The following is a 17,239-nucleotide window of genomic DNA, read 5'->3' on the forward strand; positions in this document are numbered from 1 at the left end:
TCTGATGTGGTAAGGTTAAGATGCAACACTCTTTTTATGCATATTTTTGCATAAATATTGACCACATCTTAAAAATAGTTAGCTGAATTGCGCAAATTGTCGGCTTTCAATTTGACCCAATAAATACTTTGCCGGCATACTGGCGACTCGTTAAGTTTTCAGCGTGTCGATGCGCATAAACCAATCAAGTCGCGGCAATGGGCATTTGCTTGGTGATCCGCACGGTGTGATTATCCAAGGTAATAATCTGTGATCAATCTGGAATAAGAAGTTTCGAAGGAATGCTAGACACCACCCGCGAAGTAGAAGTACCTGAAGGTATTACCCTGTCATTACCCGTAGCGAGCCTCGTTAGTCGTTCGTTGGCATTTCTTATTGATCAAGTGATCAGCTGGTTGTTAATTTTTGTTGCGATACAAATTTTTCAATTTTTGGGAAGATTCGGCGATGGCATGATTCTCATCTCAATTTTTGTTATTCAATGGTTTTATCCTGTACTTTTTGAAGTGTTCTACAATGGTCAAACTTTAGGAAAGAAAGTCGTCGGTGTTATGGTCATCAATGATGATGGTACACCAATTGATTGGTCTTCATCGATCGTTAGAAATTTGTTACGCGTGGCAGATTTTTTACCGTTTTTCTATGCATTTGGGTTTATCTCGATGATGTTTAGCCGAGATTTTAAGCGTTTGGGAGATTTTGCTGCAGGCACCTTAGTCGTGCATAAGATGGAGCAAATAGAAAAAGATCAAAAAATTGCCCTTGATGGATTAGCACCTAAAGTACCGCTTACTTTAGAAGAACAAAGTGCGATCATTGGTTTCGCTGAGAGAACTTCGAGGATGTCGAATTCTCGTGTGAACGAGCTAGCCGGTTATTTAGGTCCTTGGCTAGATCAGGAAAAAATTAAGCAGGGGGCTGAATCGTCTGCCGTTCAATTAACTAGAATTGCTAAGTGGCTAAGAGGTCACGCATGAGGCAGGAAGAATTTGAGCAACGCTATCAGCCGGAATGGAAAGCCTTTCAAGATTCTATCGAAATCGCTGAAAAATTTTCGCGTCGGCGCGGTGATAATCAGAAGGTCCTCGATGGATTTGCCGAACATTATCGACAAGTTTGTTATTGTTTAGCTTTAGCCAGAGAGCGGCAATATAGCCCCTATCTTATCCAAAAGCTTGAAACTCTTGTGTTTCGCGGGCACCAAATTTTTTACCAAAAGCGACTTGGTATATTCAAACGGATTTACCAGTTCATTGTTTTTGGCCTGCCCAATGCAGTGAGAGAGCAAGCGACTTTTGTCTGGATAGCTACGGCACTTTTCTATTTACCTGGTCTTATCGTTTTCGCCATCGTGCTGGTTTTTCCAGAACTTGTGTACGCGGTTGTTGATCCGGATATGGTGTCTAATATTGAAAGTATGTATGACCCAACTGCGGATAGACTTGGTCGTGAGCGCCAATCAGACACCGATTTCATGATGTTTGGTCACTATATCCGAAACAATATTGGGATTGCATTTCAATCATTTGCTGGTGGCATTATTGGAACGCTGGGGACTCAGTTTTTCCTAATTTATAACGGTGTCTTTTTTGGTGCTATTGATGCACACATAATCAATATCGGTTACCAAGAAACCTTTTATGGATTTGTTGCAGGTCATAGCTCTTATGAATTAACCGGCATCGTGTTAAGCGGAGCAGCCGGTTTACAGCTCGGTTGGGCGGTTATTGCACCAGGACAATTTTCTCGTAAGCAAGCCTTAATTAATGCCGGAAAGCGTGGAATGGTATTGATGTATGGCGCAATATTTTTATTGCTTATCGCGGCTTTTGTTGAAGCATTTTGGTCGTCGATATCCAGTGTACCACCGACTACTAAATATTGGGTAGGTGGAGCAGGCTGGCTGATAGTTATTCTTTATTTCACCTTACTAGGGCGTGGTCGGAGAGTCTAGATGGATCTGGAAAAAATGACCGCTAAAGTTCGTCCAAGAAAAGGTTGGGAAGCTATCGACCTGGGAGTCGCGTTAGTTCAGCAGCATGCAATTTCATTATATAAAATATGGTTCTTGATTACATTGCCTTTCTTTGTTGTGGTGGCCATATTACTGTTTGATTATGCGGTTTGGGCTTATGTTGCTTTTTGGCTTTTGAAACCATTTTGGGAAAGGCCATTACTTCACTTTTTAAGCCGTGAATTATTTGGAGAAAGATTATCGGTCAAAGAGTGTGTTAAGAGTTTTTTTCAACTCGCAAAGATTCAATGGTTTCCGAGTATCACATGGCGAAGGTTGAGTTTTACGCGGTCGCTCGATCTGCCGATTATTCAGCTTGAAGGGCTTAGCGGAGGTCAGCGAAGCCAACGCTTAAAAGTGATTCATTCTATTGGCTCTGGCAGTGCCGTATGGTTAACAATCTTCTTTGTCTTTTTAGAATTGGTTTTTTACTTCGCTATACTTGCACTCGCATTTTTGCTTTTACCCACTCAGTTTAGCGAATCGTTAGATTTTTGGAATTGGGTTGCAGCCGATAGTGAGGAGCCTTGGGCCGCGATGGTGCTTAATTTTGTTTACTATTGTGGTGTTAGTATCGTCGCACCATTTTTTACTGCCTGTGGATTTGCCCTATACATTAATCAAAGAACTCATCTCGAAGCTTGGGATATTGAACTTTCATTTAAACGATTAGCAAAGCGTTTAAATGAACAAGGTGAACCGCCCTTAGTGAGGCTAGCAAGCATTGTTTGTGCAGTTGGCCTAAGCGTGATGTTATTAATGAATCAGCCGGTAAATGCGTATGAGTCTACAGAGCAACAAAATGAATTAAGCAGTGAACAGCAAGTCGTTCAGGCTGAAATTGACCAAGATAAGAGTGTACCGGAAGACGAAACCGTTGATAGTTATTCAATCGATAACCTCGACCATGCTAGCGCCAATCGATTGATTGACGAGATTATGGATAGCGAGGATTTTAATGAAACACTTGAGGATTTCCGCTTTGAGCGTCGCTTCGACTCTGATGAAGAAAAATCACTCGAAAACTCCTCTTCACAATTTTCAACTTGGGGGCTTTTGTTTGCCAAGTTTATTTCGTTTATTGTCGAATTCGCGCTGTGGGTAGTTGTTGCGGTCGTTATCATATTTTTGATCACACGTTATCGTCACTTAGTCACTGGCTTATCCCCTAATTTGAAAAACAAAAAATCTCGTCCCAAGCAATTATTTGGCTTGGATATGTCAAGTGAAGAACTTCCAGATCAACCTTGGCAAGTTGCTAAGTCGATGATTCAGGCAAAACAATATCGAGAAGCGATGAGTTTACTATACCGAGCCAGTTTAATTTGGTACATGGATAACACCGATGTTGTCATTCGAGAAGGTGATACCGAATTAGAGTGTCTCAAAAAACTGAAAACATTTGGAAATCAATTTTCTGGAGACTATTTTTCTCGGCTTACCCAAAATTGGCGACGCTTAGCATATGCTCATCAACTACCTGACTCAAATGTGTTAACGGAGCTATGTGACCAGTGGCCTGATGCTTACGTAAAGCCTATGGGTTTAAACCAGGACGAGGAGCAAACTAATGAATAAGTTTGCCATATCTCGAGTAACCTGGATTATCGTCGGTAGTGCGATTATGTTTACCCTCATTTGTATCTGGTTCTTTAAGTCTTTCAACAAAGTGCCAGTAGAAATACCACTAGGTTATTCGAGCGAAGCAAAGCGCAATCCTTTTTTAGCAGCTGAAAAATTTTTGCAAAAAGTTTCGATCAAATTCGAGTCACGTAGTGATTTTGGTTTGTTTGATGAATTGTCTGCTCGCGATGACACTAGCGGTGAACAAAACGACTCTTTTCTGGGCGAATTTGATACAGTTTTGATTAATGGTAGTCGGATCGGTATGTCAACATTGCGTAGAGAAAATATGAAACGTTGGATCGAGAATGGTGGGCATTTGGTTCTAGTGGCAACTGAGTTATATGAGTATGAGTTTGAGTCAAGTCGAGATAAATTTTTAGATGAAGTTGGCTTACGATACTATGAAACAGGTTCGGATTATGATTATTATGAGGATGAAGGAAACCTCACGCTACTCAATTTTGAAGATGCGGAACAACCGACAGAAATCCATTTTCATGGAACCGGGTATATTGAAGATACCAGTGGAGACGCATCTTTTATCGCCGGCCCTCAGGATGTTGATCAGTTTATTCAATATCCGATGGGCGAAGGATTATTAACGGTCGTTATTGATTTTTCGATTTTCCGTAATGGTCGAATTCGACAACACGACCATGCAATGTTTTTGGCGCAATTAATTGGAAACTCGCCGAAGGCCTGGTTGGTTTACAACCGGGAACAACCCTCTTTACTCAGTATGATGATTCAACACGGACCTTTGATGTTGATTTCTTCATTAGCGCTCTTGTTTCTGATATTGATTGGACAGCTATGGCGAAGAGGACCTGCTAAACAAGACACGCCGCCAGTTCAACGAGAAATTATGCAACATATTGCAGCTGCGGGTGAGTTTTCATTTCGTACCGATCAGGGAAATAGACTTTTACATGATCTGATGGAGTCAATTCACAATCGAATGGGACAGTTAGTATTTGGCTACCAGAGATTGACGCCGCAAAAGCAAATTATCAAATTGTCACATATAACCGGAATTGATAAAAATGAATTGGCTGGTTTGTGGCAAATTGAAAATGAAAATCAAGATACCTTTGTACAAAAAGTACAACTTATACAAGAAATTAGGAAACACTTATGAGTGATCTAACTTTTGATAATAATGACGAATCAAATAATGTTGAAACAGCAAAGGCTGAGAACACAGGAATGAATTTACAACAGGGAACAGAACTAATAAAAACGCTCAGCGAAAATATAAACAAAACTTTGATCGGTCAAAGCGAAATCGTTGAAATGGCTTTAACCTGTTTACTTGCCGGAGGTCACTTATTGATTGAAGGGGTCCCTGGATTAGGTAAGACCTTGTTAGTCCGCTCAATCGCAAAAAGTTTTGCAGGCGAATTTTCAAGAATCCAATTTACACCTGACTTAATGCCGAGCGATGTTACTGGTCATGCAATGTTTGACCCAAAATCAGAAAAGTTCCGCATCCGTAAAGGACCGGCATTCACAAATTTGTTATTAGCGGATGAAATTAATCGAGCACCTGCGAAAACGCAATCGGCATTGCTCGAAGTAATGCAAGAAAAGAAAATTACGATTGAAGGAAAGTCACAGCCTGTGAGCTCTCCTTTTATGGTGCTAGCGACACAAAACCCATTGGAGCAAGAAGGGACCTATCCTTTACCGGAAGCGGAACTTGATCGCTTTTTAATGAATGTCCTAATTGATTACCCTGCTATAGAAGATGAAGTAGCATTAGTGAAAACAATTACAACGGGTGAAATTGATGATTCAATTTTAATGAGAGAGTTGACTGCCGTAACGGACCCAGACTCGATAATCGCGCTCCAAAATCTTGCCTCTTCAATTATGGTCGATGATGCATTGTTCGATTATGCAGTGCGAATTGTCGCAGCCACACGAGAATGGTCAGGTGTCCAAATGGGCGCAAGCCCACGAGCATCCATTGCCTTGATTCGTGCCGCTCGTGCATTAGCGTTAGTGCGTGGTAGCGAGTTTGTAACGCCCGATGAAATAAAAGCAGTGGCTTTGCCTGTCATGCGCCACCGAATTGTTTTGTCGGCGGAACTTGAAATTGAAGGCATTGGTGTATCGCAGGTTATTGCTGATATTCTCGCTCAAGTTGCCGCGCCTCGAGACTAAGTCGTTTATTGAGATCTAAATTATGCGACTAACTGCTCAAAGTATTGCGTTATTCACTATCTGGTTGATGATAGCCATTGCCGATGGTGTACTGAGGCTACTGGCTTTTTTGGAAACAAGAGATTTATCTGCGAGTATTCTTGCTGATGTTTGGTTTGTTCTTTCGATATTAATAGTTGCGTTGTTTTGTTGGGAAATATTTTCAGTTAGAGACCTCGCCAAAATAAAAGTGTCTCGTAAAATTGCCCATACATTACCAGTAAACAGTTTCTGTGACGTGCGACTCGTCATCGAGCAGCAAATGAGTCGCGGTTTTAAAGCGGAAGTCATTGACCACCTTCCCGATTTTTGTGTGGCCGATGGGCTTCCTGCGAAAATAAACTTATTACCCCATCACCAAGTCACTGTAGATTATAAAATTAAGGCCGTAGAGCGAGGTGATCTCAAGCTTCAACAATGCGAATTTTGGGTTAATTCTGAGCTGGGCTTTTTAAAGCGAAGAGTTATCTTACCGTGCGAGAGTTTTTCGAAAGTCTATCCAAACTATCGCTCAATTATGAATTATACATTGTTGGCAACAGAGCAGAAAACACGCCAATTAGGGATACGCCAAAGACAACAGCGCGGTGATGGACTCGAGTTTCATCAATTGAGAGAATATCGGATGGGGGATAGCCTACGTCAGATTGATTGGCGTGCTACCTCGCGTTTACAAAAAATAATTTCTAAAGATTACCAGCAAGAAAGAGATCAAAATATTATATTCTTGCTCGACTCAGGGCGAAGAATGCGCACCAAAGATGGCGACCTATCGCATTTTGATCAGGCGTTAAATGCAACATTATTGGTCGCTTCAATTGCGCTGCGACAAGGCGATGCGGTGGGGTTAAAAGTGTTTGGTGGACGAGACCGTTTTTTACCGCCCAAAAAAGGGCCCTCTAGCATTAATGCGATGTTAAATAATGTTTATGATTTACATCCAACTAATAAAGCATCTGATCTAATTGGCGCTGCCGAGTCATTGAATCGCCAGTTTAAAAAACGTTCTTTGGTGGTCATCGTTTCTAATGTCAGAGTTGAGGACAAAGCTGAGCTCAAGACCGCAGTCAGTTCTTTAAAGAAACATCACCTCGTCATGTTAGCGAACTTAAAAGAACAGGTATTGCAAGATGTTTTGACTGAGCAAGTTTATGATATTAATGACGCACTTAAGTTCTCGCAAACGATTAGTTACCTACAACAGCGTGACAAGTTGCATCAGATGTTAACGCATGATGGCGTTATTGCTGTTGACAGCTTACCCAGTCACTTAGCGGTCAACATGGTTAATCAATATTTTGATATCAAGCGCAGCGGTCAGCTGTAGACTTATTAACTAGTTAATTATTTTATGAAAAAAATTTATCGGCTATTAGTAATTTTGATGGGCTTAATGGTCTTTATTACCGCTTATGTGCTTATTAAAAAAGATCAATTTTCAAATATCCAACCACCTGAGCAATCGACTTCTACCAAACAGCAAAAAGAGTAGCTCCGATTCGATGATGCAATGGGCGAATGTGTTATGAGTGAAAAACCTATCAAATCTATTGGTATCGTCGCTTGTTCTTCAGAGGGCGCAGCACTTTGTTACCGGACAATCTGCAATTATTCCGCTGAGATATTTGGCGAGCATGCCCATCCTGAAATAGCCATTCATAGTCATTCTTTAGCAAAATACGTTGAATATTTAACCGTCGGAGATTTGGATAAAGTTGCTGAACTGATGGTGTCCTCCGCAAAAAAGTTGAAGGCATCGGGTGCCGATTTTGTAATATGTCCTGATAATACGATTCATCAAGCTTTTGATACTGTGGTTGAAAGTTCGCCATTAGAATGGCTGCACATCGCCGAGGTTGTCACTCAATTTGCGCACGCAAAAGGATTTAAAAAGTTGGGTATCTTGGGAACTCGCTGGTTAGTTGAGAGCCAAGTTTACCCCGAAAAGCTTGAGGCAAATAATATCGCTTGGATGAGACCCAGTGTTGCCGATAGAAATGAAATCGATAAAATTATTATGCATGAGTTAGTTCACGGTATTTTTAAACAAGACTCGATTAATTATTTTGTTAAGGTGATCGAGCGATTGCAGTCTCAAGGCTGTGACAGTGTTATTTTGGGATGTACCGAAATTCCGCTGATTATTTCTGATACAAATTCTCCTCTCCCAACGTTAGATTCAACCCGTTTACTGGCCAAGGCTGCTGTTGATTTTGCATCATCTCAATAGCTGAAGTCTGCATTTGCTAAATTAAAGTATGAAATGCTGCCAGCGAGTCTCGGTGGTGAAAGCTGAGGATGCCAGTGATTAATAACTGTTGTTCGAAGAATTTGTTAAAAAGTATGTCGCTAATGGCCCTTTGTTTCATCTGTAAAATCAATTAACTTATTGATTATAAACGCTTATTTCTGCATGGTTTTTCTTTTTTAGGTTTTTCGTCACTGGTTATTTACACGGAACCTTTAGTCCCCGCCTAGTCTAATTTTGCTAGGAATTACTTGAAAAATAAGTCTCCCATCACAATATTATCTTGCATCTTTTTCATGTGATTGGTTAGTAATAAAGAATTTAGACACTTAAAAATAAGGAGTTTTCTGTGAAGAAAATGTATCAACTAAGTCTTTTGGTTGCGACGTTAGTGTTGTCTACCTGGGTTAATGCATCTTTGCCACAAGCTGACCCTCAAGGGCGACCACTACCTTCGCTTTCTACAATGCTAAAAGAGGTTAACCCAGCGGTAGTTAACATCGCGACTTTCTCTGAACAACAAATGAGTAATAACCCATTACTCAACGACCCATTCTTTCGTCGTTTTTTTAATATCCCAGAACAACAACCCAACCAGCAGCCGCGTAAATTGCAACGTAGTGCGGGTTCTGGAGTAATCATCGATGCTGATGAGGGGATTGTCGTCACAAATTACCATGTCATTAAGGACTCGGATGAGATACGCGTCTCACTGACTGATGGTCGTCATTACGTCGCTAAACTACTAGGCAGTGACCCTGAGTTAGACGTAGCTGTCCTGCAGATCAAAAATGAAAATCTTTCTGAAGTGCCATTAGGTGATTCTGAAGCGCTCGAAGTGGGCGACTTTGTTGTCGCTATCGGTAATCCTTTTGGGATAGGTCAAACAGTTACTACCGGTATTGTTAGTGCATTAGGCAGAACCGGCCTAGGTATTGAAGGGTATGAAAACTTCATTCAAACCGATGCGTCAATTAACCCTGGTAATTCGGGCGGTGCATTGGTAAATCTTAATGGCCAATTGATTGGAATTAACACGGCTATCATTGCACCGGCTGGCGGTAACGTCGGGATAGGGTTTGCTATACCGATGGATATGGTGAAATCAAGCGTCGAGCAAATTATTGAAGATGGTGAGGTGAAGCGCGGCCAATTAGGAATAGGCATTCAAGATATAACCGTTGATTTACAAATTGCTTTTGACCTTAAAAATGGCCAACAAGGTGTGTTGATTACTGGCGTAGCTGAAGATTCAGAAGCGGCTAAAGCTGGTCTTAAACCCGATGATATTATTGTTGCTATCGAAGGCGAAAAAGTCATTTCAACTGGCAATCTTAGGAGTCAAATTGGCAAGCGCAAGATTGGCGACAAGGTAAAAGTGACATTTTTACGAGATGGTAAAGAAAAGTCATTGCGAGTCAAAATTGGCGATCCTATTCAGCAATCGGCAAGCAGTGGCAACCTTCATCGCTTATTAGATGGCGCTCGTTTTGAGAATAACACTGAAGGACGAGGCGTTGTAGTTGCTGAGCTTGAACGTAATTCGCTTGCCGCTTACAGTGGATTGCGTCCCGGAGATATCATTCTGGGGGCTAACCGTTTACGGATTAACGATATGGATGATTTTAGAGAAGCACTTAGACGTGACGATGATAGAATCTTGTTGCGAGTTCAACGGGGACGCTCCTCTTTTTACGTAGTCATTCAGTAGCTAAGCTCAGTATTTTAGAGGTTGGATAGTGGTCTTATCCAATTGCTAAATAAAAACGTATTATAAGCCGCTTACCAGAGTCTTTGAGACAGTCGGTAAGCGGCTTTTTAATTGCTTAACAGTATGTTGAGATAGTTTTTCGTCACTGGGCTTTTGACCGTATTTCTGGTTTAATGCCCATGAATTCATTTCGCCAGGTTTTATTTATTCCATGACAGCGACAGTCAATCAGCAAGAAGATGGCAGCTGGTTTTATCATAATCCCGCTCCATTCAAACTCGAAAAAGGGGGACAGCTCCCAGAGCTAGAGCTGGCTTACGAAACTTACGGAAAGCTAAATGATGATAAGTCGAACGTCGTTGTTATTCATCATGCTCTCTCGGTTGGTGCACATGTAACTGCGACAGAGTCTAACCCTGCGAAGGGCTGGTGGAACGATATGCTCGGCTCGGCTAAAGCGATTGATAGTGACCGCTATTTTGTTATTTGTGTTAATAATCTCGGTAGTTGCTTTGGATCCACCGGTCCAAGCAATCTAAATCCTGTTTCTGGGCAGTTGTATAATGCGGATTTTCCAGAAATTACCATCGGCGACATGGTCAATTCGCAAAAGCAGTTGCTGGAGTTCCTTGGGATAGACAGCGTTTATGCCATTATTGGTAACTCAATGGGAGCAATGCTATCTTTGATCTGGGCCATCGAGTATCCACAAATGGTTCAACGGGTTATGCTGAGTTGTACGGCATATAAAGCTTATCCGGCAAATATTGCTAATCGTAATATCCAACAATCAGCAATTCGTTTGGACCCCGCATGGAATAATGGGAACTATACTTCCAATGAAGACTTAGCAGGATTCAAATTAGCGAGAAAGCTTGGCCTTTATACTTATCGTAATTCTGCGGAATGGAATAGACGTTTTAACAGCCACTTGGATAAGAATACCGCTGATGGTGAAATCACCAAGTATATGGACTACAACGCCGAAAAATTTGTCAAAATATTTGACGCGAATAGTTATCTAGTGATTACAACAGCGATGGATACTTACGACGTCACTCAAAATTATCCCTCGAACAAAGCGGCCTTTTCGAGGATTACTGCAAAGGTCGTGGTAATATCTGAAGAGTACGATATATTGTTTACGCCACAACAACAAGAAGAACTGTTTGCCGCGCTCCAAGAAGCCGGCGTGGAATCAGCATTTATTCAACACTGTTCTCAATATGGACATGATTCTTTCCTGGTTGAGACTAATCGTTTTGGTCAATATATTGAAGATTTTCTCAGTATATAAAGATCGACAAGCATACTTATATGTGGCTTTTCGATTCGCTCAGAGACACCCTTAGGCGATAGTATTTGACGATAGATGTTATCAAACTATGCGCAGTATCTATTGTCGAATAAGAGAAGACTACCGTATTCCCTGTGGGGATTCTTTTATTTTCCGTTAACCTTATTTTTGCCGTTGTTGAATGTACTTTTCAGTGACAGTTTGATAAGCGCAACTGACTTCGATTTAATCGAAGTTGAATTCACGCCAATTTCACTTTATTTCTGCTAATCTAGACAACAAACGCCTAGCTTTTAGGATTGTGAATTAAATTGAAAATCTTGCTTATTGAAGATAATCGAACAATTGGTCAGCAAATTGTGACCTTTTTAGAAGGTCATCAATGGAGTGTCGACTATGCTGACACCGGAGAACTGGGAATCCAGTTGGCGATTCATGACTGCTATGATTTAATTTTACTCGACCTCAATCTACCGGATAAAGACGGAATTGATGTCTGCCAAACGATAAAAAAACAAGCTCAAACAAACGTTCCCATACTGATGATAACTGCGAGAGATCATTTTGATGATAAAGCACAAGGATTTTATGCAGGCGCCGATGATTATTTAACTAAACCGTTTGATTTGCGTGAGTTAGTTCTTCGCTGTCAAGCATTATCGCGCCGACAGCAGTTGCACCTCGACAAACAACTAACCATTGGAGAACTTGTCATCGACGTTGCCATGCATCAAGCTTGCCGTAATCAAATTGAACTACAACTTACCAATGTAGGATTTAAAATTTTATTACTCTTAGCACAAAGTTTTCCTAAACCAGTGCCGCGTAGCAAAATTTTACACACAGTTTGGGGGGACGAATTACCTGATAGTGATGCACTTAAGTCACATATCTATAGTCTGAGAAATGTGTTAGATAAACCATTTGAAAAACCAATGTTAAAAACGATAACTAACGTTGGCTATCAATTAGTCACATCGAATGAATAATAAAATCAAGCAACCTTTAAAGAAACGAGTATTTGTTTTATTTGGCGGTTTTACCGTTTGTTTATCCGTGTTCTATTTAGGCGTGATTTTAATGACCGCCTATATCGTCGAAGATGACATTATGGCGAGATTACTGATGAATGAACGGGCATACATTACCGAACATTATAATAATAGTGGAAAACTGATTACAACGAGAACCGATAACATCCGAGTGTATTGGCAAGAGGACGGGGATTATCAAGAGTTGCCTTCTGAAATTAAGAAAATAGTACAACAATATCCCAGTAGTGATGAAATTTTTACACCCAATGACAAAACGCATTTTCATTTATTGCCAATCTATCTTGAAGAAAATATTAGAGGGCTTTTGGTTGGCAATGTAACTCCCTTCTTGGTCGTGACGACTATGTCAAAGAAAATGTTAATACTTTCACTCTTTCTGGTAATTTTTTGTTTAGGTCTCTCCTTACTTTTAGCTTATCGCTTATCGATTTTTATCGTTGCGCCCATCGAGCGGTTTTCTCGAGAATTAAATCAAAACACTGAAAGAGAAGAGCAGTTACCGGAAGCGAAAATTCAATTTACAGCGAGTACTTTGGACAATGAAATCGGATACCTAAGTCGCTCACTAGAGAATGCTATTAATCGAGTCAATGAGTCTTATTTACGAGAGTATCACTTTACTCGAGATCTCGGTCATGAACTTAGGACACCGTTGACGATAATTAAAAACCAAATCACACTAATTAAAATGGAAAATAATCCAATAACTTCTAATCAAAATGAATCGATTAACTTGCTTGAAGCCGAAATAGAAAAAATAAAGCAGACTATTGATGTTTTGATCGCTCTTGCTCGTGAGGATTCAATTAATACCGAAGCAGTGAGTTTACGAGCAATGTTTGAAGAAGTTGTAATTACTACACTAACGGTTTATCCCGACTTTATCGTAGAGATGAAAATTGATGAAGGGACTAAAGTGGTTACCAATAAACAATTAATGTTGCTGATGCTGACTAATTTACTAGAAAATGCAGCGCGATACAGCCATAACCAAACATTATCGGTTGAGTTTAAGTCCGGCAAATTAATATTTGAAAACCCAATATCAAAAGAAACAAAACAAAAATCACTTAATACTCACACCTCTCTGGGCCAGGGATTGTTTATTGTCGCTCGAATCTGTGAAAAACAAGGATGGCAGTTATCCAACCATTTTTCTGAAGATTACTTTAAAGTCTGTATTAAAGGCCTCGCCTAATTCGTAACCTTTGATACTCAGTTTTCTTAAACGAATAATAATAATAAGTTGTTGATTACTGAGTGAGCAATTCACCTGCAATTGACCTGGCGGCTGATAGTCTTGAACTAATCAACACTGGCAGAGGACTTTCTATGAAGTTAATTAAGCGAATCTTATTGGGTATCTTTACACTGACACTCGTTTTTGTGGGGTTAGGTTTCGGTTTTTTTCAATTGATTGATGATGGAATTGATTTTGAGCAAGTGAGATCAGCTAAAGCCGACGACATTGACTATATACGAACCGGATTATTACCGACCCGAGGCAAGATTCTGGCGGTCGTAACCAGTATCAATGCTAAACAACAAGCGGGTTTTACAACCGGATACGAGCTTACGGAACTCGCAAGACCTTACTGGGTATTCAAAGCAAACGGGTTTGAAGTAGATATTGCGAGTACTCTTGGCGGTGAGCCGCCGGTAGTCATTGATGGTGACGATATGACCGAGTATGACTTCGCCTTTTTAAATGATCCGGTAGCGCAAAAGAAGGTCAAAAATAGTCTGAAAATTGAACTGGTTAATCCCGATGACTATGAGGCGATTTTCTTTGTTGGTGGTAAAGGCACTATGTGGGATTTTCCTGACAACAAAACAATTCAATCAATCGTAAAGAACTACTACCAGAACGATAAAATCATTGGGGCGGTATGCCACGGTCCGGCTGCGCTAGTCAATGTGATCTTGGATAATGGTCAGCCATTAGTCGCAGGAAAATCGATTAGTAGTTTTACTAACTCTGAAGAAATATTTCTGAAAAAGGATGCGAAAGAAGTCTTTCCCTTTCTTCTCGAAAGTAAATTGATTGAGCGAGGCGCTAGATTTGAAAAATCTCCCAATTATCTTGAGCAAGTAAGTCGCGATGGCAATATTATTACCGGTCAAAACCCATGGTCTACTTGGAAGCTTGCTGAACAAATGATAGTGGCCCTCGGTTATAAACCTGTTCCTAGACCAATTACAGGAGAAGAAATAAGTGCAGATATCTTGTTAACTTACGAAAAATTTGGCTATAAGGCCGCAAAAGACCAACTTGAACAACAAGTGACTAAAGACCAACAACCAGTAAGTCGTCTTTTAATTGGGATGCATGTTATTGTTGCTGGAATGGGAGGGGAGGTCGGTAAGTCGTTTGATTTAATTGCATTATTGATGAATATTTAAAGACCTTGTTTGTGATGATTATAATTGGTTAGATGACTGGTATGCTGGGCCAAGCCGCTCAGTATTTATTCTATGGGGAACGATTCGTCGGGATAAACTGATTCGTAATGATATACCTGGCACTTCAGTGATTGAACTGCCGGGTATTTAGCTTTAAGCAGATAACACTCGACTAATAAAACCCTTTATGTAGCGTGTCTCTGGGATAGCGGGGTGAATTGGATGGTCTTGTCCTTGATGACATTGTTCGATTATTTGTAATGTTTTGTCTAAGTGGCGGCTACCTGCGCGCAGACAATCCTCCAGTTCGGATTCTTTTAAATGCATCGAGCAAGAAGCGGATAATAAAATTCCATCCTTACTGAGTAACCGCATCGCCGCATCGTTAACTTTTCGATAGGCGCGAAGTCCTTGCTTATGATCTTTTTTCTTTTTAATGAATGCCGGCGGATCAACGATAACGACATCGAACTTTTCACCTGCTTGTTTTAACTCTGTCATCGCTGAAAACGCATCACCTTCAATACAAGTGACCTTTTCTGCGACTTTATTTAGCTCAGCATTTTGTTCCAGTTCATCGAGAGCTTTACCCGAAATATCGACACACCAAACGGAGTCTGCGCTAGCGTTAGCCATCTGGATACCAAAAGCACCAATGTAACTAAATACATCGAGGACTCGTTTTCCTTGAACATATTGAGCGATCTGTTGACGGCTGACTCGATGATCATAGAACCATCCAGTTTTTTGACCGCTATGTGGATGAATTAAAAACTGCGTATCGTTTTCCTCGATCGATAGAACATCCGGTGTATTTCCCAGCGCTTGCTCTAATTCGTTGGCCAAGTTTTCCGCTTTACGACTGTTGGCATCATTTCTTAATAAAATAGACTGAGGTTTGAATACTTTGGTTAACGCATCGATTATCGAGGGTTTCAATGCTTCCATGCCGGCAGTTGTAATTTGAACAACAAGATGTTCACCAAAGCGATCGACAATTAGGCCGGGTAAGTTATCGCTTTCTCCATAAACGGCGCGATAAAAAGGCGTTTTAAATACGCGATCTCTGAGTGATTTGGCAATGTTAAACCGATGGACGAAAAAAGAACGATCGATTGTTGAGCGATGATCTCGACTCAGTAAGCGCGTGCATAGCAAGTTGTTTGGATTAATATAGCCAACACCGAGTGGCTTACCGGTATTTGCAACAACTTTAACAAGTTCACCGACTTGAAAGTCTTTCAATGGCGAGATTTGGTTGTCGACTTCATTACTATACACCCAGAGGTGTCCATTTTTAATTCGACGTTCCTCGTTTTTACGAAGTCTTAAATTTTTTAGTTCCATGAAATGAGATGTTGGCAAAGTAAATATTGTTAGAATTGTACCAGTCTGATTTACGCTTGCGAATCAAAAAGATGATTTTGGCGATCTATTCAAATTCGATATATTTGTGACATGTCACAAGGCACTTAGGGAGTGGTTCCGCTAAGCTGTTGCTGCAGTATGCAACAAGCTTTGTTTAATAAAGTAACAAATTGACATCTTAAAGGCTGTTATAAGGTCTATTATTAGTAGTGTTGTAGTCCCCAAATAAACCAGAGTTTTCTCTAACAATCGAAGCGATTTATGAACCAAAAAATCACTGAAACCATAAAGCAAGATCTAAAACATCAATTGTCGACATATAGTGAGCTGCCTTTCAGACTTACCCTGGGAGCGATTGCCGAGCATTATTCAGTGAGTTTAACGCCAATCAGACAAGTGATTGAGCAACTGATTGAAGAAGATATTTTGTTGCGCAAAGAAAACGGACGATTGCATCGATTAACTAAGCCTGAAGCCACGAACGAAGCCGAGCAAAACAAATCCGCCAAAGCTACGATAAATTTTGAGTCGGAGCTTGATGAACAGGTTGCGAGTGATGTCATTCGACTCGTTTTGGAAAATCATACGGATTACTTAAGAGAAGAGGCAACAGCAAAAAAATATAACACTGGGCGCACGATTATGCGTCAAGTGTTTTCTCGTTTAGCGGGAGCGGGCCTCATTGAGCATGTGCCGCGGTGCGGCTGGAAGGTGAGGCAGTTTCGTGAGAAAGATATGTACGACTATCTCGAAATTCGAGAAATCATGGAGGTCAAAGCTCTGCGCTTGGCGCGTCCTCGGTTGGAAGACGACGATCTGAAGCGAATTCTAGAAGGTAACATCGCGAGTGAAAATCGGAGTATGTCAGAAATTGACAACGACTTGCATCAATACTGGATATCTCGCTGTGACAACGTTTATATCCAAGACTTTTTTCAGCGGCATGGTAGTTTTTACTCTGCAATCTTTGATTTTGCATCACTTGGTGAGCACGTTAAAACGGAAATGGCGCAGGAGCATATTGATATTTTAGAAGCATTACTCGACCAAGATTATGAGCGCGCCGAGCTAGCATTGGTCAAACATATCCGGGACCAAAAACAAAATGTACTCACCTTTATCGAAATGCGTGCGCAGACACTGAGTGAGTCTGATTAACTGCCTGAAATTGCAAAGCAATTGGGTTTTACGTTCAATGCCCTTACATCGCTCGCAGCGAGAATTTGCCTGCATCTGCTACTCGCCATGACCAAAAGTTGTTTTATTGTATACAATAACATGTTATTGTCTTGCCAATTTTTCAGAGAGGAAT

14 protein-coding genes are annotated in these 17,239 nt (G+C 40.7%); 13 read left to right on the forward strand and 1 reads right to left on the reverse strand.

Annotation, left to right across the window (positions count from 1 at the left end; translation table 11 throughout):
• Positions 1-281: 281 nt before the first annotated feature.
• The 12 genes from FLL45_RS19420 (at position 282) to FLL45_RS19475 (ending at position 14,559) form a co-directional block, all read left to right on the forward strand.
• Entirely contained in the window at positions 282-977 is a 696-nt protein-coding gene (locus tag FLL45_RS19420) for an RDD family protein (protein ID WP_142943713.1), read from the forward strand.
• Positions 974-1,954 carry a stage II sporulation protein M gene (locus FLL45_RS19425; protein ID WP_142943714.1) on the forward strand — a complete coding sequence of 327 codons (981 nt, stop codon included), beginning with the start codon at positions 974-976 and terminating at the stop codon, positions 1,952-1,954. Before FLL45_RS19420 ends, FLL45_RS19425 begins: the two co-directional genes overlap by 4 nt.
• Positions 1,955-3,592 carry a hypothetical protein gene (locus tag FLL45_RS19430; RefSeq protein WP_142943715.1) on the forward strand — a complete coding sequence of 546 codons (1,638 nt, stop codon included), beginning with the start codon at positions 1,955-1,957 and terminating at the stop codon, positions 3,590-3,592. It begins immediately after the preceding gene.
• Positions 3,585-4,778 carry a DUF4350 domain-containing protein gene (locus FLL45_RS19435; protein ID WP_142943716.1) on the forward strand — a complete coding sequence of 398 codons (1,194 nt, stop codon included), beginning with the start codon at positions 3,585-3,587 and terminating at the stop codon, positions 4,776-4,778. The genes FLL45_RS19430 and FLL45_RS19435 overlap by 8 nt, the downstream gene beginning before the upstream one ends.
• Positions 4,775-5,806 carry an AAA family ATPase gene (locus FLL45_RS19440; RefSeq protein WP_185964559.1) on the forward strand — a complete coding sequence of 344 codons (1,032 nt, stop codon included), beginning with the start codon at positions 4,775-4,777 and terminating at the stop codon, positions 5,804-5,806. Before FLL45_RS19435 ends, FLL45_RS19440 begins: the two co-directional genes overlap by 4 nt.
• A gap of 22 nt (positions 5,807-5,828) precedes the next feature.
• Positions 5,829-7,172, forward strand: a complete 1,344-nt coding sequence (locus tag FLL45_RS19445; protein WP_142943717.1) for a DUF58 domain-containing protein — start codon at positions 5,829-5,831, stop codon at positions 7,170-7,172.
• A gap of 198 nt (positions 7,173-7,370) precedes the next feature.
• The gene (locus FLL45_RS19450; RefSeq protein WP_142943718.1) at positions 7,371-8,075 is read left to right on the forward strand and encodes an aspartate/glutamate racemase family protein; all 705 of its coding nucleotides are present in this window, start codon (positions 7,371-7,373) and stop codon (positions 8,073-8,075) included.
• Between the two features lie 376 nt (positions 8,076-8,451).
• Entirely contained in the window at positions 8,452-9,804 is a 1,353-nt protein-coding gene (locus FLL45_RS19455) for a DegQ family serine endoprotease (protein WP_142943761.1), read from the forward strand.
• 211 nt (positions 9,805-10,015) lie between these two features.
• Complete coding sequence (gene metX, locus FLL45_RS19460; protein WP_142943719.1) at positions 10,016-11,101, forward strand: homoserine O-acetyltransferase MetX; 1,086 nt, start codon at positions 10,016-10,018, stop codon at positions 11,099-11,101.
• Between the two features lie 311 nt (positions 11,102-11,412).
• Entirely contained in the window at positions 11,413-12,090 is a 678-nt protein-coding gene (locus FLL45_RS19465; RefSeq protein WP_246075862.1) for a response regulator transcription factor, read from the forward strand.
• Positions 12,083-13,354 carry a sensor histidine kinase gene (locus FLL45_RS19470; protein WP_142943721.1) on the forward strand — a complete coding sequence of 424 codons (1,272 nt, stop codon included), beginning with the start codon at positions 12,083-12,085 and terminating at the stop codon, positions 13,352-13,354. The genes FLL45_RS19465 and FLL45_RS19470 overlap by 8 nt, the downstream gene beginning before the upstream one ends.
• Before the next feature lie 134 nt (positions 13,355-13,488).
• Positions 13,489-14,559: a type 1 glutamine amidotransferase domain-containing protein gene (locus FLL45_RS19475; protein ID WP_142943722.1), complete on the forward strand. Its 1,071-nt coding sequence runs from the start codon at positions 13,489-13,491 to the stop codon at positions 14,557-14,559.
• A 153-nt stretch (positions 14,560-14,712) separates the two neighbouring features.
• On the opposite strand, the gene FLL45_RS19480 is transcribed toward FLL45_RS19475, so the two are convergent.
• On the reverse strand, positions 14,713-15,906 hold the full coding sequence (locus FLL45_RS19480) for a class I SAM-dependent rRNA methyltransferase (protein WP_142943723.1): 1,194 nt from the start codon (positions 15,904-15,906) through the stop codon (positions 14,713-14,715).
• A gap of 282 nt (positions 15,907-16,188) precedes the next feature.
• On the opposite strand from FLL45_RS19480, the gene FLL45_RS19485 reads away from it, so the two are divergent.
• Positions 16,189-17,085 carry a GntR family transcriptional regulator gene (locus FLL45_RS19485; protein ID WP_142943724.1) on the forward strand — a complete coding sequence of 299 codons (897 nt, stop codon included), beginning with the start codon at positions 16,189-16,191 and terminating at the stop codon, positions 17,083-17,085.
• The last annotated feature ends 154 nt before the right edge of the window (positions 17,086-17,239 follow it).

Source organism: Aliikangiella marina (assembly GCF_007004765.1).
Classification (GTDB): domain Bacteria; phylum Pseudomonadota; class Gammaproteobacteria; order Enterobacterales; family Kangiellaceae; genus Aliikangiella; species Aliikangiella marina.